This is a genomic window from Rubrivirga halophila, from assembly GCF_046845755.1.
GTDB lineage: Bacteria > Bacteroidota > Rhodothermia > Rhodothermales > Rubricoccaceae > Rubrivirga.
In genome coordinates this window covers 1,654,957-1,681,270 of sequence record NZ_CP177357.1, presented here as the reverse complement: position 1 = coordinate 1,681,270, position 26,314 = coordinate 1,654,957, and the positions used below count along the sequence as shown (strand labels likewise).

Genomic DNA, 26,314 nt, shown 5'->3' with positions numbered 1-26,314 from the left:
GCTAAAGGGGGCGCGCGTCGGCGCCGGGCGTCCAGTCTGCGAACCTACGCAGCATGGCGAGCCCGGCCGTGGCACTCTTCTCGGGATGGAACTGAACCCCGACCACATTCGCACGCCCGACGACCGCCGGGACCGCGCTGCCGTAGTCGGCCGTCGCGATCACGTCGCCGGGCTCGGCGGGCGCCGCGTGGTACGAGTGGACGAAGTAGACCCAGTCGTCGCCCTCGACGAGGGCGTGGGCGCGCGTGGTCGCCAGCCGGTTCCAGCCCATGTGGGGCACTTTGAGGCGTCGGCCCTCGGCCGCGAGGTCGGCCGGGAAGCCGACGACGCGGCCGGGCAGGAGGCCCAGGCCGGCGTGCTCGCCGCGCTCCTCAGAGCCCTCGAAGAGCAGTTGCATCCCGACGCAGACGCCGAGGAGGGGCACGCCCGCTCGCGCCCGCTCGACCACGAGATCGGTCAGCCCGCGATCCGCCAGCTCCGCCGCACACGCGCCGAACGCGCCCACACCGGGGAGCACGAGCCGGTCGGCCGCCCGGATGGCGTCGGCGTCGTTGGTGCGCACGACGGCCACGCCGGCGGCGTCGAACGCCTTGGCGAGCGAGCGCAGGTTGCCGATGCCGTAGTCGATGATGGTCGTCATCCGGTCCCAACGCGCGGCGGGGGACGAGAGCCCCGACCCCCGGCGGCTTCGGCCATTCTTCGACCGGCGACCGGTCTGAAGTCGTTGACCGGCCGGCGGTTAGATTCGCCCCGGTCTGACCCTCCGGCCGTGCGCCCCGCCGCCCTCCTGCTCTGCATCGCCGCGCTCGCGCTCGCCCCGCGCGCGCAACCGACGTTCGAGGCCCTGACGCGCGCCGACGGCCTGCCCTCCGACTACGTCCAGGCCGTCTTCCAGGACCGTCAGGGCTTCCTGTGGCTCGGCACTGACGCCGGGCTGGCGCGCTACGATGGCCGCCGCGTGGTCACCTTCACGGCCGACGACGGCCTGCCGCACCCGTTCGTCTATGCCGTCGGCGAGGGGGCCGACGGGACACTGTGGGTCGGCACGTTCGCCGGCCTGGCGCGGCGCGTCGGAGACCGGTTCGAAACCGTCACGACACCCCTCGGCGACGGGGCGGTCTACGGGATCGAGCGGGACCAGGCCGGCGTCGTGATCCGGGGCGAGACCTCCATCGCCCGCCTCGCCGGTGCGGGCTGGCGGGTGCAGCGGAGCGGTCAGGGCACGGCGTGGTCGGGGCTGGTGCCCCTCGAGGACGGGGCGGTCCTCGCGAGCCGGCAGGTCGGGGCGGAGACGGCGGGGCCGTGGGAGTTGCTCCGGCTCGACGCGGGCGGTGGAGCGCCCGTCGTGGTGCGGGTCCCGAGCGCCCTGCGGGGCGCGCGCTGGGTCGCGGGCACCGCAGCCTCCGTGGTCGTGGTCGGCCGCGACGGCATCGGGATCGGCCGGGTCGTCGGCGACCGGTTCGTCGCTGCCGAGATCATCGCGGCGCCCGGTGTGCGCCGGGTTGTGCGGGGGCGCCGGGGCGAGGTGTACTGGGCCGGAGACTCTGGCGGGATCTGGGTGCGCGACGCCCCAGGCGACCGGCCGGTGCGCGTGAGCGACCTCCGCGCGCAGGATCTGTTCGTCGACCGCGAGGGCGCGCTGTGGGCAGGCACGTTCGGGCAGGGCGCCCTGCGGCTCGCGGGGCGCCACCTCACGCACCTCACCGACACCCCCGCCATCCGGCTGGCGGTGACAGAGCAACACGTGTATGTGACCGGGGCGGGGCTGCTCACGGTCGACGCCGCAACGCTCGCGACACGGGTCTCGAACCCCGACGCGGAGACCCGACAGGTGGCCATCGCCCAGCGAGGGGTGACGGTGGCCACGGGCCCGACCGTCTACGCCGTCGACGGCGACCGGTGGCGGGGGCTGCTCAACGAGCCCAACTGGGTCGCCGGCCTGGACGCGGCGACCGACACGCTCGCCGTCGGCGCCTACGGGAGCGGCGTGCTGCGCTTTGTCGGCGGCGTCGCGCTCGACACGTTGCGCGAGCGCGACGGGCTCGGGACGGACATGGTCGAGGGGCTCACGCGGACGCGTCGCGGGCTGTGGGTGCTGACGCGCTCGGCCGGCGCGGCCCTCGTGCGCGGCGACCGCGCCGTATCGGTGTCGCGCGCCGACGGGCTGCCGTCGTCGGCCGTCTTCTCGGTCGCCGAGCTGTCCGACGGGGCCGTGTGGTTCGGGACCGACCGCGGGCTCGGGCGGTGGGACGGCCCGCGCGCGACGACCGTCGGCGGCGACCGGTTCGGGCGCCAGCGCCTGATGGCCGTCTTCGAGCGGCCGGGCGTCCCAGGCGTCTGGGTGGTCGGCGACCAGGGCCTGTTCCGCGTGCTCGACGGCGAGGTCCAGGCCCGAGGGGTGGTACTCGCGGACCGGTCGGCGTCCATCAACGACGCGGGCTACCACGTCGCCACGGACCGGCTCTTCCTCGCGACAACGACCGGGCTGGTCGCCGTCGACCTGGCCCGGCTTCCCACCCCGACCGTCGCGCCAATGGTGGCCGTCGTCGGCGTCCGCATGGACGACCATGCGGTCCCGCTGGCGGGCGACGGCGTGTGGCTCCCGCCGGGGCGGCATCACGTCGAAGTGGCCGTGGCGGCGCTCTCGTTCGGCTCCGCCGCCGGCGTCGAGTACCGCGTTGGGGAGGGCGCGTGGCAGCGGGCGGGGCCCGATGGCCGCATCGTGTTTTCCGATCTGGGGCGGGGGACGCTGCGGCTGGCGGCCCGCGCCGTCGGGCCCGGCGGCGTGTCCGAGGCGGCCGTGCTGACGATCGACGTCGCGCCGCAGTGGTGGGAGCGCCGGGCGGTGCGCGGGCTGGCCGCGCTCCTGCTGCTGGCGGGGTTCGGCGTCGCCATCCGCGAGGTCTCGCAGCGCCGGCTCCGCGGCGAGGTGGCCCGCCTCGAGTCGGCGCGGCGGCTCCAGCGCGAGCGGGCGCGGATCTCGCGCGACCTGCACGACCACGTCGGCGCCCAGCTGTCGTCGTTGCTGGCGGGCGTCGAGCTGGCCAAGCTGGCACGCCGCGCGGGCGGCGATGCGGAGGCCCCGGACCCGCTCGCGCTCGTCGAGGCCGACGCGCGCGAGACCATCCGCCAGCTCCGCGAGACGATCTGGGCCATCCACGAGGAGGCCCTGACCGCAGGCGCCTTCTGCGACCGGCTCGCGGCCTTCGCGAAGGCCCGGACGCGCGGCCGCGCCGGCCACGTGGAGGTGACGTGCGGGATGGACCCGTCGCTCGCGCTCCCGCCCGCGGTCGCGCTGGCGCTGTACCGGGTCGGGCAGGAGGCCATCACGAACGCCCTCAAGCACGCCCACGCCGACCGGATCGTGGCCACCCTCGCCGCCTGTGACCTCGGCGTCCGGCTGGTCGTCACCGACGACGGCGGGTTCGTGACGCCGGGCGGCGATGGCTCGGTGTCGGGTTACGGCCTGCGGTCGATGGCCGCCCGCGCCGAGGGCCTGGGCGGACGCTTCGCCCTCGACACCTCCGAAGGCACGTCCGTGACGGTCGACGTCCCACTCGCACCCTCCCCGGCGTAGGGGAGGGCGGGCCGCGTCACGTGTCCTACCCTGACTCACGCCCCCGCGCCCATGCCCGAGCCCATCCGCATCGCCGTCGTCGAAGACCACGCCGACCTGCGCGAGCGGCTCGTCCAACAGCTCGCGTTTTTCCCGGAGGTCGAGTTGGTGCTGGTGTCCGAGAGCGGCGACGCCTTCCTGGCCGACCTGGCCGTCCGGCGCCGGTCGGGTGCCCCGCTCCCGGCCGTCGTGCTGATGGACATCGAGATGCCCGGCCGCGACGGCATCGCGACGACGGCCGACCTCGCCGGCCAGTCCCCCAGCATCGACGTGCTGATGCTGACCGTCTACGAGGACGAGGACCGGATCTTCGCCGCCATCCGGGCCGGCGCCAGCGGCTACCTCCTCAAGGACGCCGGGCCCGACGCCATCGTCCGCGCCGTCCGCGAGGTCGCCGACGGCGGCGCGCCGACCTCGCCGCTCGTCGCGCGCAAGCTCCTGGGCCTCGTCCGCGACACGGCCACGCCCGCCCCCTCGGCCGTCGACCTCGGGTTGACGCCCCGAGAGGCCGAGGTGCTCGCCCGGTTGGTCGAGGACGAGTCCGAGGCCGCCATCGCCGAGCGGCTCCACGTCAGTCCGCACACCATCCGCTCACACGTCAAGAATCTCTACGGCAAGCTCCAGGTGCACAGCCGCGCGCAGGCCGTCCGGGCCGCGTACGAACGGGGATTGGTGCCGGGTCTTCCCTAGGCCTGACGTACCATGACAAACGCCCCCCGCTGTTGGCGGGGGGCTTTGCGGGGCCGGGTGCCTGTGGTGGGACGCCCGGCCCCGCTCTTTTTTGCCTGAGCGCCAGTGGGGTGGGCTCGATGGGACGGAGAACCGGGGGGCGAGGCGCGCTGGCAGCTAAGCCTCCGCGCCGTTACCCGGGTGGGAGTCGGTCGACGCAAGAGAAACCTCGGGGTCTCCAAACTCGACGTCCCCAGACTAGACCGCGTCGAGGTCCGGCGCGTCTGGCGTCGGGCTGAAAAATGCGTCGAGGGCGTACTCGTCGGGAATGAGCACCTCGCGGGCCTTCGAGCCCTCGAACGGGCCGACGACGCCGGCATCTTCGAGCTGGTCGACGAGCCGCGCGGCTCGCGTGTAGCCGACCGACAGCTTGCGTTGGAGGAGAGACACCGACCCCTGCTGGCTCCGCACGATCACCTTGGCGGCGTCCTCGAAGAGCTCGTCGCGGTCGCCCGAGGAGTCGCCCGCCGCGCCGGTCGGGGCGTCGCCGCCGGCATCCATCGGAGGCAGGAGGTATGGGCCGGCGCCCTCCTGCGAGGAGATGTACCCGGAGACCGCCTCGACCTCGTCAACGCCCACGAACGGGCCCTGCAGGCGCGTCAAGCGCGAGCCGTTCATGTACAGCAGGTCGCCGTTCCCGACCAGCTGCTGCGCACCGCCGCCGTCGATGATGGTCCGGCTGTCGATCTTCGACGACGTCTGGTAGGCCATCCGCGACGGGAAGTTGGCCTTGATGAGCCCCGTGATCACGTCGACGGACGGCCGCTGGGTCGCCAGCACCAAGTGGATCCCGACGGCGCGGGCCATCTGCGCCAAGCGCGCGATCGGCGCCTCGACCTCTTTCGCCGACGTCATCATCAAGTCCGCCAGCTCGTCGACGATGACGACGATGTACGGGAGGTGCCGGTGCGCCTTTCCGAGCGTCTCCAGTTTGCCGGTCGCCTGCTTTTTATTGTACTCGTCGATCCCACGCACGCCGGCCTCCGCCAGCAGGTCGTAGCGGATCTCCATCTCGCGCTCGCAGCTCCGCAGCACGGCGGCGGCCTGCATGAAGTCGGTGATGATGGGGTCCTCGGCGTCCTCGGGCATCGCCGAAAAGTGGTTGAGCAGCTCGGCGTAGCCGTTGAGCTCGATCTTTTTCGGGTCGACCATCACGAACTTGAGGTCGGCCGGGTGCTTGGCGTAGAGCAGCCCCACGATGAGCGCGTTGACGCCGACCGACTTGCCCGAGCCCGTCGCGCCGGCCACCAACAAGTGGGGCATAGTCGCGAGGTCGACGATGAACGCCTTGCCCTCGATCGTCTTCCCGATCGGGACCGGGAGCGCCATCTTGCCAGCGCGCGCGGCCTCGACAAATTCCTTGCGCGTTAGGATCTGGCGGAGCCGGACCATTTCGCGCGTCCGGTTCGGGATCTCGACGCCGATCGACGACTTGCCGGGGATCGGCGCGATGATGCGGATGCCGGGCGCCGCCAGCGCCATCGCGAGGTCGTCCTCGAGCGCGGTGATGCGGCTGATCTTGACGCCGGGCGCCGGCGTCAGCTCATAGCGCGTGACGGTCGGGCCCACGACGGCCTCGATCGCGTCGATCTGGATGTTGTAGGTCTCGAGCTTGTCGAGCAACACCTGCTTGTTGTCCTCGATCTCGTCGAGGTCGACTTCCTGGTCGGTCGCCGACTCTTCGAGCAGCTCGATGGAGGGGAACGAGTACGGCAGCTCGGCGGCGCCGGGCGTGTCGGCCGCGGCGCCGTCGAGGTCGGCCGGGCGCTCGTGGATCGGGCCCGTGACGTGGAAGGCGGGCCCGTCGCGCTGCTCGTCGACGAGCGCGTCGAGGTCGGGGTCGTCGGCCTCGGCGCCCGGGGCGACGGCGACGGGCAGGGGCGGGGGCGTGCGCGTCGGCTCCGGGGCGGGGGCGGGCGCCGGCGCGGGCGGAGTGGGGGTGGCGACGGGCGTCGGCGTGGGTTTTGGGGCCGGCGCCGGCTTGCGGGCCTCCTTCTCGGCGCGCCGGGCTTCGCGCTCGGCCAGGGCATCGGCGCGGGCCTGGGCGCGCAGCGTCTTGCGCTCGGCCGAGCCCGCCCGATAGTCGGCCCACCGCTCGGTCACGGTCGCCTTGATGCTCGTCACGGCGCCCTCGGCGCGGTCGAGCGAGGTTTGGATGTCGCGGTCCCACACCAGCAACAGCGTTACCACGACGGCCACCAGGAGCACGATGAAGGAGCCGACGGGCTTGAGCACGCTTTCGAGCCACCCGGCGACGCCGAGCCCGAGGTCGCCGCTCCACGCGGCGAGGTCGGTGTCGAGCTGCATGTCGAACCAGCCGAAGAAGCAGGCCACAAACAGCGCCCCGGCCAGCGACAGGCCTGTCAGCGTGGGCAGGAAGACGGGCGTCTTCTGGCGGAGCAGGACCCAGCCCCACGACAGCACCGCCAGGATCGGGAGGATCACCGGGTAGCCCACGAGGCCGGCGACCAGCGCTTGCGCCAGCGTCGCGCCGACGTACCCGAGAAGGTTGTCGAACGGCTGGTTCAGCCCGTCGATGCCGACGGCGAGGCGGTCCGCGTCGTCCGGGCTGTACGAGGCCACGGCCAAGCCGCCGAGGATGGCGAGCGCGAGCAGCAGGATGCCCAGCACCTCCTGCTTGCGCTGGCGCGAGAACCCGGCGGCCGTGGTCTTTTTCGAGGGCCGCTTCTTTTTGGAGCGGGTGCGTGTCGTGCTCACGGCGGTTGGGGGGAGACGGCCGGGCGCCCCAACTGGGGCGTCTGTGAAGGTACGACGGACGGCCTGGGCCTAGGGAGGGCCCGATCGGCGCGCCGCCGAGGCGCTCAGACCGCGACGAGCTGGTTGTCGCGGTAGACCGGGAGCACGTCGAGCGCGTCGAGGCGGGCGCACGCCGTTACGTCGTCGGAGCTGCCGAGTCCCGCGAGCCGCCGGGCGTGCTCCGATGAGGCGACCGCGCGGCCTAGGTTGGCGGCCGCGCCCCGGTACAACCCCAGCGCGATCAGCGCGCCGTCGCCGCTGGCGCCGCCGACCCGGTCCGCCAGCAGCCCGGCGCACAGCACGTCCTCGAGCCCGACCTCGCCACGCCAGCCGGCGCAGACGATGGTCGCCGTCAGCCCGTCCGCGAGCGCCTGGCTCAGAAAGTCGGCCGTGGCCGCGGCGTTGACGAACGTGCCGACGGCCAGCCGGTCGGCCTTTTTGGCCGCGACGACGGCATGCGTGCCGTTCGTGGTCGTGAGCACGACGGTCTTGCCGCCGACGGCCTCGGCCGTCATCTCGCGCGGCGAGTTGCCGAGCGTGAACCCGGGCAGCCTCACGCCGTCGCGCTCGCCGGCCAGGACGGACGTGTCGCGGTCAAGCGTGGCGGCCAGCCGCCCGGCCTCGCCCTTGTCGGCGACGGGGATCACGGCACGGGCGCCGTTGGCGATCGCGGTCGCGATGCTAGTCGAGGCGCGGAGCACGTCGATGACGACGACGGCGCGGCCGTCGAGCGAGTCGGAGTCGAGGCCGGACGGCGTAAGGGCAACGGAGAGGCTCACGCGGACGTGTGGAAGGGGGGCTTGGTGACGGTCGCCGGAAGCACAGTGCCGCGGACGGAGACGCCCAGGCTCGCACCCGCCGTCGTAAAGGCCGGGTCGTTGGGGACGTAGCCGAGCGCGACGCCCGCACCGAGCGTCGGCGCTTGGCTGCCACTCGTGACGACGCCGATCTCGGCCCCGTCGGCGTCGGTGATGGGCGTGCCCGCGCGCGGGATCCGCCGCCCCTCGATCACGAGCCCGACCAGCTTGCGCGCGATCCCCTCCGCCTTCTGCGCCGCGAGCGCGTCGCGGCCGACGAAGTCGGCGGCGTCGGGCTTGACGACCCAGCCCAGCCCGGCTTCGAGCGGGGTCGTGTCGTCGTCGAGTTCGTGGCCGTACAGGCAGTAGCCCGCTTCGAGTCGCAGCGTGTCTCGGGCGCCCAGGCCGGCTGGCGTCGCGCCCGCTTCTACGAGGGCATCCCACGCCGCGCCCGCGGCCTCGGGCGAGAGGTACAGTTCGAGCCCGGACTCGCCGGTGTAGCCGGTGTGCGAGATCAACCCGCGCGCGGCGCCCCAGAGCGCGCCCGCCTCGGCCGGCCGGAAGTGGTAGTAGGGGATGTCGCTGGCGTCGATCCCGCTCGCGCGCTCGAACACCTCGAAGGCGCCGGGCCCCTGGAGCGCCATCAGGGCCCAGTCGTCGGACTCGTTCGTCAGCTTCGCGTCCATGCCGGCGGCATCCGCGACGGCCGAGACGTGCGCCCAGTCCTTGTCGATGTTGCCCGCGTTGACGACGAGCAGCACGTCGTCGGCCGCCAACCGGTACACGAGCAGGTCGTCGACGGCGGTACCGTTCTGGCGGCACAGCACGGCGTACTGGGCGCGTCCGTCGGTGAGCTTCGAGACGTCGTTCGTGACCAGGCGCTGCGCGAGCGCGAGCGCGTCGGGGCCCGTGATCCTGAACTCGCCCATGTGGCTCACGTCGAACAGCCCGGCCGACTGGCGGACGGCGTGGTGTTCATCGAGAATGCCCGTGTACTGGATGGGCATGTCCCAGCCGCCGAACCCGGCCATCTTGGCGCCCAGGGCGAGGTGGCGGTCGTGGAGCGGGGTCGTGCGGAGGGTGTCGTCGGCCATGGGCGTGAGGGGTGCGCCGCAAGCTACGGGCGCCCCCCGGTGCCCGGCCGCGCGTATCGTCCGGCGTCTCCCTCTTCTCCCATGCGCGCGCTCCTCCTCTCCCAGACCGACGGCCAGACCACGGCCGCCCTCACCGACGTCCCCGACGCCGACCTGCCCGCTGGCGACGTCCTCATCGACGTCTCCCACTCGAGCCTCAACTACAAAGACGGGCTCGCAGTGACCGGCCGGGGCAAGATCGTCCGGGGCGACTTTCCGTTCGTCCCCGGCATCGACCTCGCGGGCACCGTCGCCGAGTCGGCCTCAGACGCGTGGCGGACCGGCGACCGCGTCGTGCTGACGGGCTGGGGCACGGGCGAGGATCGGTGGGGCGGCTTCGCCGAGCGCGCACGGGCGTCCGCCGACCACCTTGTCCGCCTACCCGACGGGCTGTCCGCCGAGGACGCGATGTGGATCGGCACGGCCGGCTTCACGGCGATGCTGAGCGTGCTCGCGCTCGACGCGCACGGCGTCACGCCCGACGCGGGCGCGATCGCGGTGACCGGCGCGAGCGGCGGCGTCGGCTCCGTCGCCACGGCGCTGTTGGCGGCGCGCGGCTACGCGGTGACGGCCGTCACCGGGACCGAATCGGCGCACGACTACCTGCGCGAGCTGGGGGCGACCGAGGTCGCCGGACGCGAGGCGTTGGCGACGAGCGGCGCCCCGTTGCAAAAAGGCGTCTGGGCCGGCGCCGTCGACTCGGTCGGCGGGACGACGCTCGCAACGATCCTCGCGCAGTCGGGCCGCCACGCGTGCGTCGCGGCGTGCGGGCTGGCCGGCGGCGCCGAGCTCGAGACGACCGTCTTTCCGTTCATCCTGCGCGGCGTGACGCTGGCGGGCATCGACTCGAACACGGCGCCCCCAGCCCTGCGCGAGCAGGCGTGGCAGGCGCTCGCCGAGGCCGCCGCGTCGGGCGCGCTCGCGGCGGTTCGCAAAACGGTAATCGGGCTCGGAGAGGTTCTCGAATGGAGCGAGCGGATCATCGAGGGCGACACGGTCGGCAGGGTCGTCGTCGAGGTGGCCCGGTGACGGCGTCGGTCAGGCAGCGCCCCCCGGCCGTCGAGGCCGACGTCGCGATCGTCGGCGGCGGCGTGATCGGGACGGCGACGGCGTTCGCGCTCCGCGACCTCGCGCCCGACCTCCGGGTTGTGATCGTCGAGGCCGAGCGGCTGGCACACGGCGCGAGCGGCCGCAACGCGGGCTTTCTCCTCCTCGGCACGCACGCGGACTACGCCTCGGCGGTGGCGACGTATGGCCGGGACCGCGCGCGGCGCCTGTGGCGGTTCACGAGCGAGGCGTATCGGCTGGCGGCGGATTTCGGCGGCCGCCGGGAGGTCGGGTTCGCGGCGACCGGCAGCGTGTTCGCGGCGGGCGACGACGCCGAGGTCGAGCGGCTCCGCGCGTCGCACGCGCTGCTCGAGCAAGACGGCGTCGCGTCTGAGGTCGTAGAGAGGGGAGAGGTCGAAGCTCGGACGGGGGGGCAGGGCTTTCCGGCGGCCCTGATCGTGCCCGACGGCGGCGTGATCGACCCAGCGCGCTTGGTGGCCACGCTGGCGGCCGAGTCCGGCGCCCGTGTGATCGAGCGGTGGCCCGTCGCGCAGATCGAGTCCGAGGGCGGGCGCACGCGGCTGGCGGGGCCCGATGGGGGAGAGGTGATCGCGAGCCGGGTGCTGGTCGCTGCGAATGCCTCTCTGCCCCGGCTCATTCCCGCGCTGGCGTCGGTCGTGCGGCCGGTCCGCGCCCAGATGTTCGCGACGGCGCCCGCGCCGCTCCGGCTGGCGGCCCCCGTGTACTCTCACGGCGGGTACTACTATCTCCGCCAGCGGGCCGACGGCCGCGTCCTCGTCGGCGGGGCCCGGCACCTCCACGAGGCGGACGAGGTCGGCTACGCCGACGCGACGACGGACGCGCTCCAGGCCTCGCTAGCGGCGTACGTCGCCGAGCACTTCCCCGACTTCGCCGGGCTCGCCGTCGAGCGGCGGTGGTCGGGCACGATGGGGTTCAGCCCCGATGGCCTGCCGGCCCTGGGCAACGTGCCCGGCGTGCCGGGCGCCCACTTCGCCGCCGGCTTCACCGGTCACGGGATGGGCTACGCGCTGCGCTTTGGCCGGCTCGCGGCGCGCGTGATGGTGGGCGAATCCGACCCCGCCGCCGACCTCTTCGACGCCCGCCGGTTCGGCCCCGATGGTCAGCCCGGCCCGCTCGCGGCCGATGTCCGGGCGGCCTGAACCCTTTCCCGGCGCCCGCTCGTTGACCGGCGCCCACCCCTGCGCCCGTGATCGACCCGACGACCGAGACCTCGACCCCGCCCGTTCTCGAGAGCCCTCCCGCCAGCCCCCCGCCATCCGAGGTCCTCGTCGACGCGTGGGACGACGCCGAGCCGATGCCGCTGACCGGCTGGTTCGAGCGCAACGGGTTCAGCCCGATCCTGACGGCGCTGTTCGTGTTCGTGCTCGCGTTCCTGCTGTTCCAGCTCGTGATCGCGCCCATCGTGCTCGGCATCGGCGTGATCTGGGACGCCGTGCAGAACGGCGACGGGACGGCGCCCGACATGGGCCAGATCATGGAGCAGCTGACCACGAACGGCCGGCTGATGCTGACGGCCAACACGGTCGGGCAGGCGCTCGGTTTCGGCCTGCTGGCGGTCGTTGTGGCCCGGCTGCACACGCCCGCCGTCCGCGCCTTCCTGCGGATCCGTCGGCCGGACGGCCCCGGGCTGGGGCTCGCGGCGCTCGGGTGGGCCACGCTGTACCCCGCCGTTCTGTGGACCGGGCAGCTCAACTCGCTGCTCCCGCTACCCGACTGGCTCCGCGAGCTCGAAGCGACCCAGGTCGACTTTCTCGAAGGCCTGCTCATGGGCGGCGACCTGTCGACGCCGTTCCTGTTCGTCGCGCTCGCGCTGACGCCCGCCATCTGCGAGGAGCTGCTGTTCCGCGGCTACCTCCAGCGCCAGGTCGAGCGCCGGTGGGGGACCGTCGCCAGCATCGTGCTCGTCGGCGTCTTGTTCGGCCTGTACCACCTGCGGCTGACGCAAGCCGTCCCGCTCGCGCTGTTGGGCGTCTACCTCGGGTTCGTCGTGTGGGCGACCGGCAGCCTGTGGGCCGGATTCTTGGTCCACCTCTTGAACAACGGGCTCGCGGTCGCCGCGACGGCCTTCGCCCGCGCCGACCCCGATCTCGACCTCGAGTCCCTCGAGGCCATGGGGGTGCCGTGGTACCTTGGCATCGTCGGGCTCGTGCTCACCGCCTTTGTCGTCCGCGCGATGATCGGCCGCCGCGAGTCGGTCGTCGGGACCCGCTCCGACGCCCTGCCCGTCCCCCTCTCTCCGACTCTCCCCTCCCAGCCTTTCCCCTCCCCATGATCGAGCCCGGCACGACCCCGCAGGACGACTCCCCCAAGGCCCGCGCGTCGCGCACGTACGAGGGGTGGATCTCCATCTTCGAGGCCTCCACCGACTTCGAGGCCGACCTCGTCCGCGACCGCCTCGACGAGCAGGACATCCCCGCTGTCGTGCTCACCCAGCGCGACCACTCGTTCAACCTCAACGTCGGCGACCTGTCACCCGTCCACGTGATGGTGAAGCCCGAGGACGAGGGCCGCGCCCGCGGGGTCCTCAACGAGGCGCCGATCTCCGACGCCGACCTCGAGGCCGCCGCCATGGCCGCTGACGTCGACGCGCCCGACGCGCACGACCCCATCGCCGAGGCCCGCCTCGACTCCGGCATCGACGAAATCAGCCTCGACGTGCCCGACGACGACAACGACGCCTAGGTGTCGAACTTTACCCAGCGCATTCTCACCGGGCTGGTCGGCGCCACGCTCGTCGTCGCGGCCATGTGGGCGGGCGGCTGGTGGTTTGGCGCCCTGATGACGGCCGTTGCGCTCGCGGCCCAGTTCGAGCTGTACAAGATGCTTCAGGCCGGCGGCGCGGCGCCGGTCGTCGGCCTCGGCTTGGTGCTGGGGCTCGCGGCCGTCGTGTGGCCTCTCGCGCCGGTGACCCTGCTGGTGCTGGTCGCCGGCGTGCCCATGATTCAGGTGGCCGTCCTGTTCAAGCGCCGCAACTCGCCACTCCTCGACGCCGCCGCGACCGTCTTCGGCGTGGTCTATCCGGCTCTGCTCGCGAGCAGCATCGTGCTGCTCCGCGTCGGCGACATCGGGCTCCGGGGCGACGAGGCGTTCTGGCTGACGGCGGCCGTGTTGTTCGCCGTGTGGTCGGCCGACTCGTTCGCGTACCTCGCGGGCCGCGCGTTCGGGAAGACGCCCCTCTTCGAACGGATCTCGCCCAAGAAAACGTGGGAGGGCGCCATCGGCGGGGCCGTGGGCGCGTTTGCGATGGTCGCCGCCTTCAAGCTCGGCGCGCTCGGCGACGCCGTGTCGTGGCTCGACGTGGCCATGATCGCACTCGCCAGCGGCGTGCTCGGCCCACTTGGTGACTTGTCCGAGAGCCAGTTCAAGCGGTCTGTCGGCGTCAAGGACTCGGCGTCGTGGTTGCCCGGCCACGGTGGCCTCCTCGACCGCGTCGACGCGACGCTGGTGGCCGTGCCGGTGGTCGTCCTGTACTTCCACCTGACACGCGGCTTACTGTAGCCGCGAGGTGCGGCGTAGGACGGGCGCCCTGCCTGCAGACACCGCCAGCACTGGGCGGCAGCGCCATCCGCTACGAGGAGGGCAGAGGCGTGGGGCGAATCTGACGCGGTGCGGCACCTCGCGGGCCCCGAATCGAGGCACTCGTCGCTACAACGGCGATGTGAAATGAGGGGGAAATGACGCAATGCGGAAACCGGCTTTGCCGCATTGCGTCATAGGGCCTGAACCCGCCCAGACCCATGCCTCGTCTCATCAAGCGCTACGGGAGCCGCAAGCTCTACGACACGGCCGAAAGCCGCTACGTCAGCCTCGAAGAGGTCGCCGGATTCGTCCGCGACGGACACGAGGTGTCGGTCGTCGACAACAAGACGGGCGAGAGCGTGACGGCCGCCGTCCTCACGCAGATCATCTCCGAGGAAGGTCGGTCCGGCAACGGCGTGCTCTCCGCCGGCTTCCTCCACGACCTGCTGCGCGCCGGAGAGCGCGTTTACAAGGTTGGCGAGGGCGCCGTCGAGACGGGCATCAGCCAGGCTCGCAAGAGCGTCGACGACCTGGCTCGCCGGGCCGTCGACAAGATCCGGCCCGCCGGCCCGATCGGCGAGGTCCGCGACGAGATGGAGCGCTTGCGCGCCCGCCTCGATGGCTTGGAGCGCACGCTCGAAAGCTTGGACAACCCCGCACCGACCAGCGACCAGTAGACCCTGCGCGTCCCGCGACGCACGGATTTCCCAACCCACCCAGACCCCAACGACCATGGCAACCGCCACCAAGACCAACGCCAAGAAGCAGGCCAACGAGCTCCAGAGCGAGTTCAAGAAGACCGCCACCGACGCCGTCTCCACCGTCAAGACGACGGTCGAGACCGTCCAGCGCGACCTCACCGACGCCGCCGGCGACGTCCGCGACGCCGTGAACAAGGTATTCCTCGCGGGCCTCGGCGCCCTCGTGGTCGCCGAGGAGGAGGGCTCGAAGACCTTCAAGAAGCTCGTCAAGCGCGGCGAGAAGATCGACCTCCCGGGCTTCGGCGCCGACCGCGTCAAGGCCATCCGCGAGGCCGTCGAGGAGAAGGCCGACGAGGCGACCGCCGCCGCCAAGGGCCGCGTCCAGGACGCCAAGTACATGGCCGGCGAGACGGCTGACAAGGCCGAGGGCCAGCTCAGCGAGGCCGTCACGGCCGTGATGACCAAGCTCGGCGTCCCGACCCGCAAGGAGATCTCCGACCTCACCAAGAGCGTCGAGCGGCTGACCGACAACATCGAGAAGCTCAAGGTCGAGCGCGCGACGAGCAACGAGCTCGTCCTCGAGGCCGTCGGTGGGGGCTGGTACGAGATCCGCCTGGGCGACGTCGTCGTCGAGAAGGTCCAGGGCAAGGAGGACGCGCAGGCCGCGCTCATCCGGATCCAGGAGCAGCGGGGCTAAGTCTCAGGCTCGCCTCTACCGCACCGGGCGGGCGCGGCCTTCCGCGCTCGCCCGTTTCATGTCTACACGTTATGAAAGTCGCCGACCACAACAGCACCGGATCCATCGGCCTCGCTCTCGCCGGCGGGGGCCCGGAGGGCGCCATCTACGAGATCGGCGTCCTCCGGGCCCTCGACGACGCGCTCGACGGGCTCGACCTCAACGCCGTCGGCGTGACCGTCGGCGTCTCCGCGGGCGCCATCATCGGGGCCTCGCTGGCGAACGGGATTACGACCGCCGAGATGGTCCGCTCCGTCACGGGCCACGCGAGCGCCGAGCACCCCTTCCGGCCCGAGCTCTTTATGGCGCCGGCCTTCCGCGAGTACGCCAAGCGCGGCTTGCAGCTGCCCGGGCACATTGTCGGCGCGTTCCGCTCGTTCCTGGCCGACCCGCGTGGCGGGCTGGCGTCCGAGCTCGTCAGCCGCGTCGGCCGCGCGCTCCCGGTCGGCGTGTTCGACAACAACCCGCTCCGGGCGTACCTCCAGCGCCTCTTCGAGGTCGAGGGCCGCACGGACGACTTCCGAAAGCTGCAGACTCAGCTGTTCGTGGTCGCGACGGACCTCGACTCGTCGGAGACGGTCGTCTTCGGGTCGCCGGGCGCCGAGCACGTCCCGATCTCGCTCGCGGTCCAGGCCTCGACGGCGCTCCCCGGGCTGTACCCGCCGGTCGAGATCGAGGGGCGCCACTACGTCGACGGCGTGCTCAACAAGACCGTCCACGCGTCGGTGGCGTTCGCGCACGGCGCCGGGCTCGTGCTGTGCGTCAACCCCATTGTCCCCGTCGACACCGCGCGAGCGGTCGCGGAGGGGGCCATGAAGCGGGGCCGCTTGACTGACCGCGGCATGCCCGGCGTCATGGCTCAGACCTTCCGCACGCTCATCCACAGCCGCATGGGGACGGGGATGGCGGCCTACGAGGCCCGTTTCGAGGGCGCCGACCTGCTGCTCTTCGAGCCGCCGAAGGACGACTACATGATGTTCTTTACCAACGTGTTCTCGTTCGCCTCGCGCACCGAGGTGCTGGAGCACGCCTACCGCTCGACCATGGAGCAACTCCGCGAGCGGGCCGACGTGCTAGGGCCCATCTTCAAGCGCCACGGCGTCCGCTTGCGGACGGAGGTCTTGGACGCGGGCACCTTCGACATCTGGGAAAGCCTGGGCGCCGTGCCCGCCGACCCGCTCCCGTCGACCGACACCACGCGCGACCTCAAGGACGCGCTGGCGGACCTCGACGCCCTGCTCGGATAACTGCTCTCGCTGCGTCTACGCGTCGGCGAGCCGGAGGTGGTCCACGATCCGGCGCACGCCGGGGAGGCCGGTGGCCACGGCCAGGAGGCCTTCGCGGGCGGGCCCGTCGGGGACGGTCCCGTAGATCGAGATCGCTCCGTCGTGGACGTAGAAGGCCAGCCCGCTGGCGGGGATCTTGGCCGCCCGGACGTTGTCGCGCAGGCGCCGCGCCAGCGACTGGTCGGCCGTCGTCTTCGCCCGTGCCGCCTGGTGGCGGTCGACGAGCCGGCGGAGGGCAGGGGGGAGGCCGTAGCCGAGGACCTGAGAACTGACGGGCACGAGCGTGAGGGGGTGAGCTGCCCTAGCAGATGCAACGCACGTGCCACTCTCGCGCGGGAGGAAAACGGGACCGGTGGATGGGTCGCCAGAGTCCCGGCATCCGGAAACGAAACAGCCCGGGTTCGACCTGACACGCGGCGAACCCAACGTCTTAGGCCGGGCTCTCAGGGGGGGCGGGTGCGCGCACGCTCGCCCAAGCCGAGCCGCTCTAAAACGACTGCCCGAAACCGCCCGTCCGCACCGTCGAGTTCGGTACGTCGAGGCGCAGGAAGTCGCGCAGGAAGCCGCTCTTGACGTAGAGCGAGACCGAGAACAGCTTGGTGATCCCGATCGGCTGCCAGTTGATGGCCATCTCCCAGCAGTGGAGGTCGCGGCGCAAGCCCAGCCGCGTCGTCGTCAGCTCCATCGAGGTGAGGTCCACGCCCGTGCTGCCGGTCACCGACCAGTTCTGGGTCAGCCGCGCGTTGAGTTGCGACACGTCGAGCGTGGCGACGGTCCGGGGCTCGCCGATCCCGCTCGTCGAGCGGTTCAGCGTCAGGCCGAGCGCGGCGGACCACGGGGCGGAGTAGTCGACGTAGCCGATGGCGGCGCTGCGGGGGACCGTCGAAGTCGCGTCGTAGAGGTCGCCGAGCGACGGGTTGTAGACCGGCCGCACGTCGCGCCCGCCCGTCCTCCGGCCCGACTGGAAGGTGCGGTTGACCTGCAGGTTGACGTTCGTCAGCCGGAGCGGCCGGCCGGCGGTTTCGTAGTACGTCAGCGGCGACAGGCGGCCGAGCGAGTCGAGCCCGTAGGGATTGAACGCTGCGCTGCCGCTCGCGTTGAGCCCGAAGAGCGACGTCGTGAACCGCGCGCTGACTGGGCTCAGCGGGTTGGTCTCCGCCCCGAAATTGTACCCGCCGGTCAGGCTGAGGGACAACAGCTGGCGCGTCTGCCGGGTCTCTTCGCCCGTCGAGTCGGCGCGGACGAAGCGGCCCGTGAAGGCGTTTTGGACCGAGAACGACAGCGTCCGCGTGGGGTCTATCGGAATCGACGGGTTGATGGCGTACCGCTCGGTCCCGCCTAGCGAGTCACTCTGCACCTCACGGACGTAGCCGAACGCCTCATAGTCGGGCTCGAACGACATCGACACAGACGGCGTGAGCGTGTGGCGGACGCCGTCGAGCGCGCCGACGCGGATCGGGAACGTGCCGTAGAGCTCCGTCGAGGCGCTCGCGCTGGCGGAGACCCGCCGGAAGGCGGTGAACCCGGACGCCGTGCCTGCGACGGCGCGGCCCAAGCTGTCGACGTAGACCCGCGTCGTCTCCTCGTCGGTCCACGTCTCGGTCAGGTTCAGCGACGGGCCAAAGCTGAGGTTGAAGCGGGGGACCGAGAACGAGGCCGAGACCGGGACGGTCTGGACGACCTGATAGTCGAACCGCGTCAGGTCGCAGTCGGGCTCCGCGAGGGGGCACGCGGCGCGGCGGAACGAATCTGCGCTGAACAAGGCGTCGAAGGCCGAGACGCCGGTCGAGTCCGTCGAGGGCTCGAACGCGAACGCGTTCTGGGCATTCGCCGTGTAGCTCACGCTGATCTTTTCCCACCAATTGTCGTCGCGCCCGCGCCGGAAGGGGAAGCGCCGCTGCTGAGAGAACTGCAGGCTCGGAAGCTGCGCCGTCGTCCGGTTGTTGCCGAAGTCCTGGTACGCCTGCAGCGACACGTTGACCGAGCGGCCCACGGTCGGCCACGACTGGCTGAAGCTCACGTTCGACGATGTCGAGACCGCGCGCTGCTCGCTCACGTCCGACGTCGCCAGCCGCAACCCGGCCGACTGGAGGTTGACGCTCGCGGTGACGCGCTGGCCGGCGGGCAGCGTCTGGTTGTGTGTCCATCGGAGACCGGCCGGCGTACGGGGCGAGAAGTCGGGGTCGGTCGACTCGCCCGAGCGGAGCCGCGCCAACTGGAGCGAGACCGACCCGTTGTAGGCGTAGCGCTTGTTGTAGCGGACCTGGCCCTGGGCCTGGACCGAGCCCTGCGTCCCGATCTTGCCCGTCACCTGTGCGTCGAGGTAGTCGCTGAGGGCCCAGTACCAGCCGAGGTTCTCGAGGAAGAGGCCGTACGACGAGTCGCTGCCGTACTTGACGGGGAGCGGCCCGCTGCGGCGGCCGTCGGCGGTGGGGAAGTAGCCGAAGGGGAGGAGCACCGGCATCGGCAGGCCGAGCAGCTTGAGCTGGACCGGGCCCGTGTACACGCGCTCGCCGTCGACGATCTTCATCCGCCCGGCCTCGACGGCGTAGTGCGGGTGGTCGAGCTCGCACGTCGTGTAGGCGGCGTTCTGGGCGAACACGACGTGCTCGTCCTTTTGCTTGAGGATGCCGCCCAGGAGGTAGCCGTCCTCGATGACGGTCTTGGCGCCCGTCACCCGGCCGCGCTGGGAGCGGAGGTCGTAGACGAACGAGCGGCCGGTAAACTGGCCCTGCTCGCCGCTGTAGCTGGGCAGGCCGACGTCGCCGGAGTCGGAGCGCACCGGCCCGGCGCGGAGCACTTCGTTCGCCGTCTCGTAGTCGACGCGGCCGGCCGAGATCGTGGCGCCCTCGTACTCGGTCTGGACGTTGCCGAACAGCGACACCACGTCGCCGGGCCCGCCCTCGGGCGCGCCGCGCGGCGCGAGCACGACGCGGATCGAATCGACGGCGGTGTAGCGGATGGCGCGGTCGAGCCCGCCCTCGGCGGCCGGGGCGCGCGGGACCCCGAGCACGAGCGGTTGCCGGGCCGGCTCTCGGGGCGCCTGCGTGAGCGAGTCGGCGGGCGCGTCGAGCGTGTCGGGCCGGACCGCCAGCGAGTCGGCGCGCTGGGCGCTGGCGGACGCCGCTGAGAGAAGGAGCAGAAGGAGGGCGCGGACCACGCCCCGCCAACGGTGCGGACCCGAGCTTCGTGCGCCAGCGAGGGGCACAGACGCCGCGAGCCGGCCTGGCCGCGATGAGGGGGGCGGGCGGGTAGGCACGGCTCAGGCGCCGTCGTCGATCCGCTCGAACACCAACCGCGCCCCGCCCAGCAGCGCCACGTCGTTGCCCCGCGGCTCCTGCACGATCTCGATCCCCTCGGCCATCGACGGCATCACCGAGCGGCGGAGTGTGTCCCGGGCTGAGTCGAGGAGCAGGTCGCCCGCGCGCGACACGCCGCCGCCGACGACCACCTTGCGAATGTCGAGCAGGCTGACGACCGAGCCGAGCAGCACGCCCAGTTTGTGGCCCGCCCACGCCAGCACATCGAGGGCCGCCTGGTCGCCGGCCGCCGCCGCCGCGTGGACGCGCTCGGGCGTCAGGTCCTCCAGGTCCTCGCCCGACGTGGCGTGCAGGCTGGTCTCCCGAGTCCGGAGCCGGTACTGCGCGTGGCGCGAGAGGTACCGCTGGCCGAGGTACGCCTCGATGGCCCCGGGCACGCCGGCCCGGTCGTACGGCCCTTCGTAGTCGATCGACATGTGGCCGATCTCGCCCGCCGCGCCCGTCGCGCCCCGGAACAGCCGGTTGTCGACGATGATCGCGCCGCCGACGCCGGTCCCGAGCGTGAGCATGACGAACGAGTCGAACGGCCGCCCGGCGCCGTAGAAGGCCGACCCGAGCGCGGCGACATTCGCGTCGTTCTCGACGATCACGAGGCCGCCGAGGCCCAGGCCGTCGAGCCGCCCGCCGACCGCGTCGGGCACGTGGACCACGTCCCAGTTGACGAAGTTGGGCGGCGTCGTCACGGTCGTCCGATCCAGCGACACGATCCCCGGGGCCCCGACGCCGACGCCGCGCACGGGCCCGTCGGCCGCGGCCACGACGCGCCCGATGCCGTCGGCGATCTGGTCCAGGACGTGCTCCGGCCCTCGGTTGGCGTCCGTCGGCAGGCGCACCTGGCGGACGATCCCGACCTCGCGCTCGACGAGGGCCACCTTCAGGTTGGTGCCCCCCAGGTCGACGCCGACGGCGTACTCAGCAGCCACGCTAGTCGGCCGCCTCGACGCGGTAGACGCGCTCCCCTGGACGCCGCATCCCGTACTCCTCGCGGGCGACGCGCTCCAGCGTGGCGTCGTCGAGGCCGTCCTCGAGCTTGTCGGATAGGGTGGCGTTCTCGGCCTCGAGCGCGGCGTTCTCTTCGGTCAGCCGGTCCAGCTCGCGGGCGTAGCCGATGCGCCGCAGGACGCTGTGGCTGTCGAAGAAGGCGACCCAGAGGGCCAGCCCGACGAGCCCGACGAGGAGCGCGCGGCGGCGCAGGCGCGTGGTCATAGCAGGCGGTGGGGGGACCCGCAAAGGTAGGGCGGATGCAGGGGCGCTGCGCTGTGGTGTTGCGTAAGGCCGCCGGCGTCAGGATGACGGGGGCGACGGGCCACCGACCTCAGGTATCAAACGCCGAGTCAAGCCCGTGCGCTCGGACACCAGCGTCGCTGACCACTGAGGTCCGGCCTACAAGCTGAACGACTCGCCACACGCGCACGTCCGGACGGCCTGCGGGTTGTGAAAGTGGAAGCCCTGGCCGTCGAGGCCGTCGGTAAAGTCGAGCGTCGTGCCCTCGACGGTGACCAGGCTGCGCGGGTCGAGCACGAGCCGGAGCCCGTCGACCACGACGGTCTCGTCAGCGGGGCCGACCGTCGTGTCCCATCCGAGGTCATACGTCAGCCCGGAGCAGCCGCCGGGAACGACGGCGACGCGCAGGAAGGTGGTCGCGAGGTCGACACCCTCACCGGCGGCGACGGCCGCCAGCCGCTGGCGGGCGCGCTCGGTGATCGCGAAGGCGGCGGTGGCGGGGGAGTCGGTCATGGGGCGTGCGTTTTCGGGAGTCTTCACCGGGCCTGGGGGCGCCTCGGGCGGCCCGTCCCGAACTTCCGACGAGCGGGGCCCGGTCCGCCTTACGGCCGAGTTCATCGAGCGGCGGGTACGGCGGGTCGGCTTCGGCTCGTCTTCCTGGAACAGCCCCCACCCGCCCCGGTTCGCCCCGCACACAGAGCAGCACCATGGCTACCTACACCGAGCACGATTTCTTCGAGGACGTCGCCGAGCAGGGCTACAAGTACGGCTTCGTCACCGACACGCCCAGCGCCAAGGCGCCGAAGGGCCTGTCGGAGGACACCGTCCGCTACATCTCCGCGCAGAAGGAGGAGCCCGAGTGGCTCCTGGAGTACCGCCTCAAGGCGCTCCGCCACTTCTTTACGCTCTTGGACGAAGGCAAGGAGCCCAACTGGGCCCACCTCAACGTCGACCCCATCGACTACCAGGACGCCTACTACTTCGCGGCGCCCGGCGACCGCGTCAAGTACGACTCGATCGACGACGTGCCCCAGGAGATCCTGGACGACTTCGAGAAGCTTGGCATCCCACTGCGGGAGCAGGCCGCGCTCGCCGGTGTCGCCGTCGACGCCGTGATGGACTCGGTCTCGGTCGCGACGACGTTCAAGGCCGAGCTCGCCAAGGTCGGCGTCATCTTCTGCTCGTTTAGCGAGGCCGTCCAGGAGCACCCCGAGCTCGTCCGCGCCAACATGGGCAAGGTGGTCCCCTACACTGACAACCTCTACGCCGCGCTCAACGCGGCCGTCTTCTCCGACGGCAGCTTCTGCTACATCCCTGAGGGCGTCCACTGCCCGATGGAGCTGAGCACGTATTTCCGGATCAACGAGGCCAACACGGGCCAGTTTGAGCGGACGTTGATCATCTGCGAGAAGGGCGGCTACGTGAGCTACATGGAGGGCTGCACGGCCCCGATGCGTGAGGAGTACCAGCTCCACGCCGCGACCGTCGAGATCGTCGCCCACGATGACGCCGAGGTCAAGTACTCGACCGTCCAGAACTGGTACCCCGGCTCGGCCGAGGGCCAGGGCGGCGTCTACAACTTTGTGACCAAGCGGGCGCTCTGCTCGGGCCGCAACTCGAAGGTGACCTGGACGCAGCTGGAGACCGGCAGCGCCATCACCTGGAAGTACCCGTCCTGCATCCTGAAGGGCGACGGGTCCGTCGGCGAGTTCTACTCGGTGGCCTTTACCAAGGACTACCAGCAGGCCGACACGGGCACTAAGATGATCCACCTGGGCAAGAACACCCGGAGCACGATCATCTCGAAGGGCATCTCGGCCGGGCAGTCCAACAACTCGTACCGCGGGCTCGTCAAGGTCAACAAGAAGGCCACGAATGCCCGCAACTTCAGCCAGTGCGACTCGCTGCTGATCGGCGACCAGTGCGGGGCCCACACCTTCCCGTACATCGAGATCCACAACGACACCGCCCAGGTGGAGCACGAGGCGACGACCTCGAAGGTCGGCGAGGACCAGATGTTCTACTGCCAGGCGCGGGGCATCTCGGAGCAGGACGCGCTCAACCTCATCGTCAACGGCTACGCCAAGGAGATCCTGGCCAAGCTCCCGATGGAGTTCGCCGTCGAGGCCCAGAAGCTCCTGTCCGTCCAGCTCGAAGGCTCCGTCGGCTAGCGCCCTGTTGCGTGTTTCGTGTTGCGTGGTCCGCCTGTGACCTCCAGCCGACCACGCAATACGAAACACGCAACACAACTCAGACCCGCAAGAATGGCACTCCTTTCGATCAACAACCTCCACGCCTCGGTCGAGGACCACGAGATCCTCAAGGGCCTGTCCCTCGAGGTCAAGGCCGGCGAGATCCACGCGATCATGGGCCCGAACGGGTCCGGCAAGTCCACGCTCGCGAGCGTGCTCGCGGGGCGCGACGACTACGAGATCACCGAGGGCTCGGTCAGCTTCAAGGACGAGGACCTCCTTGAGATGGCGCCCGAGGAGCGGACGCGCGAGGGCCTGTTCCTGGCCTTCCAGTACCCCGTCGAGCTGCCCGGCGTGAGCACGCACCAGTTTTTGCGGACGGCCGTCAACTCGGTCCGCGAGCACCGCAAGCAGGACGAGCTCTCCGTGGGCGACTTCCTCAAGCTCATGCGCGAGAAGGCCGCTTTCGTCAACCTCGACCCCAAGCTCACGCAGCGCTCGGTCAACGAGGGGTTCTCGGGCGGCGAGAAAAAGCGCGCCGAGATCTTCCAGATGGCGATGCTCGACCCCCAGCTGGCGATCTTGGACGAGACCGACTCCGGCCTCGACATCGACGCTCTGCGCGTCGTCTCCGACGGCGTCAACAACCTGCGGTCGCCGGAGCGCGCGTTCGTGCTCATCACGCACTACCAGCGCCTGCTCGACTACATCACGCCGGACCACGTCCACGTCCTCGTCGACGGCCGGATCGTCCGCTCGGGCGGGCCGGAGCTGGCGCAGGAGCTGGAGGAGAAGGGCTACGACTGGCTCCTCGAAGAAGCCGCCAGCGCGGCGTAATGTGTGAAGAGTAAAGGGTAAAGAGCCCTTCACCCATCACCCTTTACCCATCTCCCAATTATGATCGACCTCGAAAAGGCCCCCTCGCTCCTGCGCCACGCCGTCGACGCGCTCGACGCCGCGTTCTCGGGCGACGGCGCGCCCGACCCGTTCGCCGACTTGCGCCAGTCGGCGCGCGACGCGTTCGAAGCCAAGGGGCTCCCGACGACGCGCGACGAGGCCTGGAAGTACACCGACCTGCGCCCGGCGCTCAAGCCGGCGTACGCCCCGGCCGCGCCCGCCCAGGCGTCCGACGCCGACCTCGCCGCCGCCGCCATCCCCGGCTTCGACGCCGCGCGCGTCGTCGTCGTGAACGGCCGGTACGACGCCAGCCAGTCCGACCTCGCCGGCCTGCCGGAGGGCGTCGTCGTCGGCTCGCTGGCGGAGACGCTCGCGAACTCGCCCGACGCGATCGCCGACACGTTCGGCCGCCACGTCGACCTCGGCCGCGACGCCTTCGCGGCGCTTAACAGCGCCTCGGCGACCGACGGTCTGTACGTCTCCGTTCCGAGCGGCGTCGCCGTCGAGCGCCCGATCCACGTCGTCCACCTCGTCTCGGCCGACGGCCCGACGTTCGTGCAGGGCCGCAACTTGATCGTCGTCGGCCGGGCCTCCGAGGTCCGCATCGTCGAGACGTTCGGCGTGACGGGCGCGGCGGAGACCTTCCGCAACGACCTGACCGAGATCGTCGCGGGTGACGCCGCCGTCGTTCGCCACGTCCGCGTGCAGGACGAGGGCGACCACGCGCATGGCGTCTCGCTCGTCCAGACCTACCAGGGCCGCGACTCGGACGTCTCGACGCTGACGTTCACGTTCGCGTCCGGCACGGTCCGCAACAACACCGTCATGGTGCCGGCCGGCGAGGGCGGGCAGTCCACGCTCGGTGGCCTGTACATCTGCCACGGCAGCCAGCACGTCGACACGAACACGCTCGTCGACCACGTGGCGCCGGGCTGCCAGTCGAACGAGCTGTTCAAGGGCATCCTGTACGACCAGTCGACGGGCGTCTTCAACGGCAAGGTGTTCGTGCAGCGCGAGGCGCAGCAGACGAACGCGTACCAGCAGAGCCAGGGCGTCATCCTGAGCCCCGACGCGCACCACTACTCGAAGCCCGAGCTCGAGATCTACGCCGACGACGTCAAGTGCTCGCACGGGTCGACGACCGGCGCCGTCGAGCCCGAGCACATTTTCTACCTCCGGAGCCGCGGCGTCTCCGAGTCCGACGCCCGCGCGATGTTGCTCTACGCCTTCGCCCACGACGTGGTCGAGATGGTGACGATGGAGCCGGTCCGCGACTGGCTGGACGCCCGCATCGCCGAACGGCTGACGTAGTCGGCACAGGGTACGGGGTACACGGTGCCCGACGCGTACCCTGTACCCCGTACCCCGGTACCCCTTATGGAACGCGACTTTCTGATCGACGGACGCGAGGTCGACGACCTCTCCGAGCTGGAGGAGGCCATGGTCCAGGTGGTGCGCACGATCTATGACCCCGAGATTCCCGTGCCAATCTGGGACCTCGGGCTGATCTACGGCTGGACCATCGAGGACTCGGACACGCCGGAGGCCGGCAAGGACGTCGTCGTCAAGATGACGCTGACGGCGCCGAACTGCCCGGCGGCGGAGACGCTGCCGGCCGAGGTCGAGCAGGGGATCAACGCGCTGGAGGGCGTGGCGACGGCGCGCATCGACTTGGTCTTTGTGCCGTCGTACTCGATGGAGATGCTGAGCGACGAGGCCCGGCTCACGATGGGGTTCATGTAGGCGGCGCGCTCGCGCCGGCGGCGCGGGATCAATACCGAGAGGCAGAGCGGGCGGCGGCGTTCCACCCGGGCGGGGTGAAGGGCGCCGCACCCGAGCGGGCACGGACGCTGGAAGGGAGCGGGCATCCCACCGCTCTCTCTCTCCCTCGTCCCGATGACCTCGACCTCCCCCGCGCTCGACTCCGCCTACCGACAGGCCGAGCGCACGCTTCGCAAGCCCAGCTCCGCCGTGTGGCTGCGGAGCGTCTGCGTCCGCACGACCCGGTTCGACGAGGCCCTGGACTTCTACGTGACCGCCCTCGGGCTCACGCTCGGCGACCTCGGGGTGCACCCGCTGACGGCCCAGCCGCGCGCCCAGATGTTGGACGCCGAGGGCCACAAGGTGTTCGAGCTCGTCGAGTCGATGGACGCCGAGCAGCCGGGCGTCCACGAGCTCGCCTTCGCCATGCCGCGCCGGATCCTGACGCTGCTCCGCGCGCGCCTCGACCGCCAGGACATCGCCTACACCGACCTCGGCGGGATCCTCTACCTCCGCGACGTCGACCACACGCTCCTCCGCATCGAGGGGCTGTAGGG

The 26,314-nt window shown here is 71.5% G+C and carries 24 protein-coding genes; 15 read left to right on the top strand and 9 right to left on the bottom strand.

The features are described 5' to 3' along the window. Window position 1 precedes the first annotated feature (1 nt). Window positions 2-640, bottom strand: coding sequence for an imidazole glycerol phosphate synthase subunit HisH (hisH, locus tag ACLIRP_RS07270; RefSeq protein ID WP_412063303.1), 639 nt, complete (start codon window positions 638-640; stop codon window positions 2-4). A 129-nt stretch (window positions 641-769) separates the two neighbouring features. Here hisH and ACLIRP_RS07265 point away from each other — a divergent pair, with 129 nt between their 5' ends. Together ACLIRP_RS07265 and ACLIRP_RS07260 are read left to right on the top strand one after the other, a co-directional pair. Further along, window positions 770-3,577: a two-component regulator propeller domain-containing protein gene (locus ACLIRP_RS07265; protein ID WP_412063302.1), complete on the top strand. Its 2,808-nt coding sequence runs from the start codon at window positions 770-772 to the stop codon at window positions 3,575-3,577. A 51-nt stretch (window positions 3,578-3,628) separates the two neighbouring features. Next, window positions 3,629-4,306: a response regulator gene (locus ACLIRP_RS07260; protein ID WP_412063301.1), complete on the top strand. Its 678-nt coding sequence runs from the start codon at window positions 3,629-3,631 to the stop codon at window positions 4,304-4,306. Window positions 4,307-4,543: 237 nt separating this feature from the next. On the opposite strand, the gene ACLIRP_RS07255 is transcribed toward ACLIRP_RS07260, so the two are convergent. The 3 genes from ACLIRP_RS07255 to gcvT all read right to left on the bottom strand — a co-directional run bounded on the left by ACLIRP_RS07255 (window position 4,544) and on the right by gcvT (window position 8,993). Beyond that, complete coding sequence (locus ACLIRP_RS07255; RefSeq protein WP_412063300.1) at window positions 4,544-7,063, bottom strand: DNA translocase FtsK 4TM domain-containing protein; 2,520 nt, start codon at window positions 7,061-7,063, stop codon at window positions 4,544-4,546. A gap of 104 nt (window positions 7,064-7,167) precedes the next feature. Next, window positions 7,168-7,881, bottom strand: coding sequence for a 2-phosphosulfolactate phosphatase (locus tag ACLIRP_RS07250; RefSeq protein WP_412063299.1), 714 nt, complete (start codon window positions 7,879-7,881; stop codon window positions 7,168-7,170). Further along, window positions 7,878-8,993 carry a glycine cleavage system aminomethyltransferase GcvT gene (gene gcvT / locus ACLIRP_RS07245; protein ID WP_412063298.1) on the bottom strand — a complete coding sequence of 372 codons (1,116 nt, stop codon included), beginning with the start codon at window positions 8,991-8,993 and terminating at the stop codon, window positions 7,878-7,880. Before gcvT ends, ACLIRP_RS07250 begins: the two co-directional genes overlap by 4 nt. A gap of 81 nt (window positions 8,994-9,074) precedes the next feature. Between gcvT and ACLIRP_RS07240 the strand changes: the two genes are divergently transcribed. The 8 genes from ACLIRP_RS07240 to ACLIRP_RS07205 all read left to right on the top strand — a co-directional run bounded on the left by ACLIRP_RS07240 (window position 9,075) and on the right by ACLIRP_RS07205 (window position 16,324). Beyond that, window positions 9,075-10,061, top strand: coding sequence for an MDR family oxidoreductase (locus ACLIRP_RS07240; protein ID WP_412063297.1), 987 nt, complete (start codon window positions 9,075-9,077; stop codon window positions 10,059-10,061). Next, window positions 10,058-11,260, top strand: coding sequence for an NAD(P)/FAD-dependent oxidoreductase (locus tag ACLIRP_RS07235; protein WP_412063296.1), 1,203 nt, complete (start codon window positions 10,058-10,060; stop codon window positions 11,258-11,260). The genes ACLIRP_RS07240 and ACLIRP_RS07235 overlap by 4 nt, the downstream gene beginning before the upstream one ends. A gap of 47 nt (window positions 11,261-11,307) precedes the next feature. Then, entirely contained in the window at window positions 11,308-12,393 is a 1,086-nt protein-coding gene (locus ACLIRP_RS07230) for a type II CAAX prenyl endopeptidase Rce1 family protein (protein WP_412063295.1), read from the top strand. Continuing rightward, complete coding sequence (locus ACLIRP_RS07225; RefSeq protein ID WP_412063294.1) at window positions 12,390-12,803, top strand: putative signal transducing protein; 414 nt, start codon at window positions 12,390-12,392, stop codon at window positions 12,801-12,803. Before ACLIRP_RS07230 ends, ACLIRP_RS07225 begins: the two co-directional genes overlap by 4 nt. Continuing rightward, a complete protein-coding gene (locus ACLIRP_RS07220) occupies window positions 12,804-13,619 on the top strand; it encodes a phosphatidate cytidylyltransferase (RefSeq protein ID WP_412063293.1) in 816 nt (271 codons plus the stop codon). 239 nt (window positions 13,620-13,858) lie between these two features. Beyond that, window positions 13,859-14,317, top strand: coding sequence for a polyhydroxyalkanoate synthesis regulator DNA-binding domain-containing protein (locus ACLIRP_RS07215; RefSeq protein WP_412063292.1), 459 nt, complete (start codon window positions 13,859-13,861; stop codon window positions 14,315-14,317). A gap of 55 nt (window positions 14,318-14,372) precedes the next feature. Next, window positions 14,373-15,038, top strand: a complete 666-nt coding sequence (locus ACLIRP_RS07210; RefSeq protein ID WP_412063291.1) for a phasin family protein — start codon at window positions 14,373-14,375, stop codon at window positions 15,036-15,038. A gap of 71 nt (window positions 15,039-15,109) precedes the next feature. Then, complete coding sequence (locus ACLIRP_RS07205; RefSeq protein WP_412063290.1) at window positions 15,110-16,324, top strand: patatin-like phospholipase family protein; 1,215 nt, start codon at window positions 15,110-15,112, stop codon at window positions 16,322-16,324. A gap of 15 nt (window positions 16,325-16,339) precedes the next feature. Here the strand turns inward: ACLIRP_RS07205 and ACLIRP_RS07200 are convergent, their stop codons facing one another. From ACLIRP_RS07200 to ACLIRP_RS07180, 5 genes are all read right to left on the bottom strand, one after another. Next, entirely contained in the window at window positions 16,340-16,642 is a 303-nt protein-coding gene (locus ACLIRP_RS07200; protein ID WP_412063289.1) for a BON domain-containing protein, read from the bottom strand. A gap of 208 nt (window positions 16,643-16,850) precedes the next feature. Further along, on the bottom strand, window positions 16,851-19,523 hold the full coding sequence (locus ACLIRP_RS07195) for a putative LPS assembly protein LptD (protein ID WP_412063288.1): 2,673 nt from the start codon (window positions 19,521-19,523) through the stop codon (window positions 16,851-16,853). Window positions 19,524-19,625: 102 nt separating this feature from the next. Beyond that, on the bottom strand, window positions 19,626-20,606 hold the full coding sequence (locus tag ACLIRP_RS07190) for an ROK family protein (RefSeq protein WP_412063287.1): 981 nt from the start codon (window positions 20,604-20,606) through the stop codon (window positions 19,626-19,628). 1 nt (window position 20,607) lies between these two features. After that, on the bottom strand, window positions 20,608-20,889 hold the full coding sequence (locus ACLIRP_RS07185) for an FtsB family cell division protein (RefSeq protein ID WP_412063286.1): 282 nt from the start codon (window positions 20,887-20,889) through the stop codon (window positions 20,608-20,610). 177 nt (window positions 20,890-21,066) lie between these two features. Then, window positions 21,067-21,420 (bottom strand): HesB/IscA family protein, encoded by a 354-nt coding sequence (locus ACLIRP_RS07180; protein ID WP_412063285.1) that lies wholly within the window; start codon window positions 21,418-21,420, stop codon window positions 21,067-21,069. Between the two features lie 194 nt (window positions 21,421-21,614). On the opposite strand from ACLIRP_RS07180, the gene sufB reads away from it, so the two are divergent. The 5 genes from sufB to ACLIRP_RS07155 all read left to right on the top strand — a co-directional run bounded on the left by sufB (window position 21,615) and on the right by ACLIRP_RS07155 (window position 26,312). After that, window positions 21,615-23,078: a Fe-S cluster assembly protein SufB gene (gene sufB, locus ACLIRP_RS07175; protein WP_412063284.1), complete on the top strand. Its 1,464-nt coding sequence runs from the start codon at window positions 21,615-21,617 to the stop codon at window positions 23,076-23,078. 93 nt (window positions 23,079-23,171) lie between these two features. Continuing rightward, window positions 23,172-23,936: a Fe-S cluster assembly ATPase SufC gene (gene sufC, locus ACLIRP_RS07170; protein ID WP_412063283.1), complete on the top strand. Its 765-nt coding sequence runs from the start codon at window positions 23,172-23,174 to the stop codon at window positions 23,934-23,936. Between the two features lie 60 nt (window positions 23,937-23,996). After that, window positions 23,997-25,307 carry a Fe-S cluster assembly protein SufD gene (gene sufD, locus ACLIRP_RS07165; RefSeq protein ID WP_412063282.1) on the top strand — a complete coding sequence of 437 codons (1,311 nt, stop codon included), beginning with the start codon at window positions 23,997-23,999 and terminating at the stop codon, window positions 25,305-25,307. Window positions 25,308-25,373: 66 nt separating this feature from the next. Continuing rightward, window positions 25,374-25,739: an iron-sulfur cluster assembly protein gene (locus tag ACLIRP_RS07160; protein WP_412063281.1), complete on the top strand. Its 366-nt coding sequence runs from the start codon at window positions 25,374-25,376 to the stop codon at window positions 25,737-25,739. Window positions 25,740-25,892: 153 nt separating this feature from the next. Then, window positions 25,893-26,312, top strand: coding sequence for a VOC family protein (locus ACLIRP_RS07155; RefSeq protein ID WP_412063280.1), 420 nt, complete (start codon window positions 25,893-25,895; stop codon window positions 26,310-26,312). The last annotated feature ends 2 nt before the right edge of the window (window positions 26,313-26,314 follow it).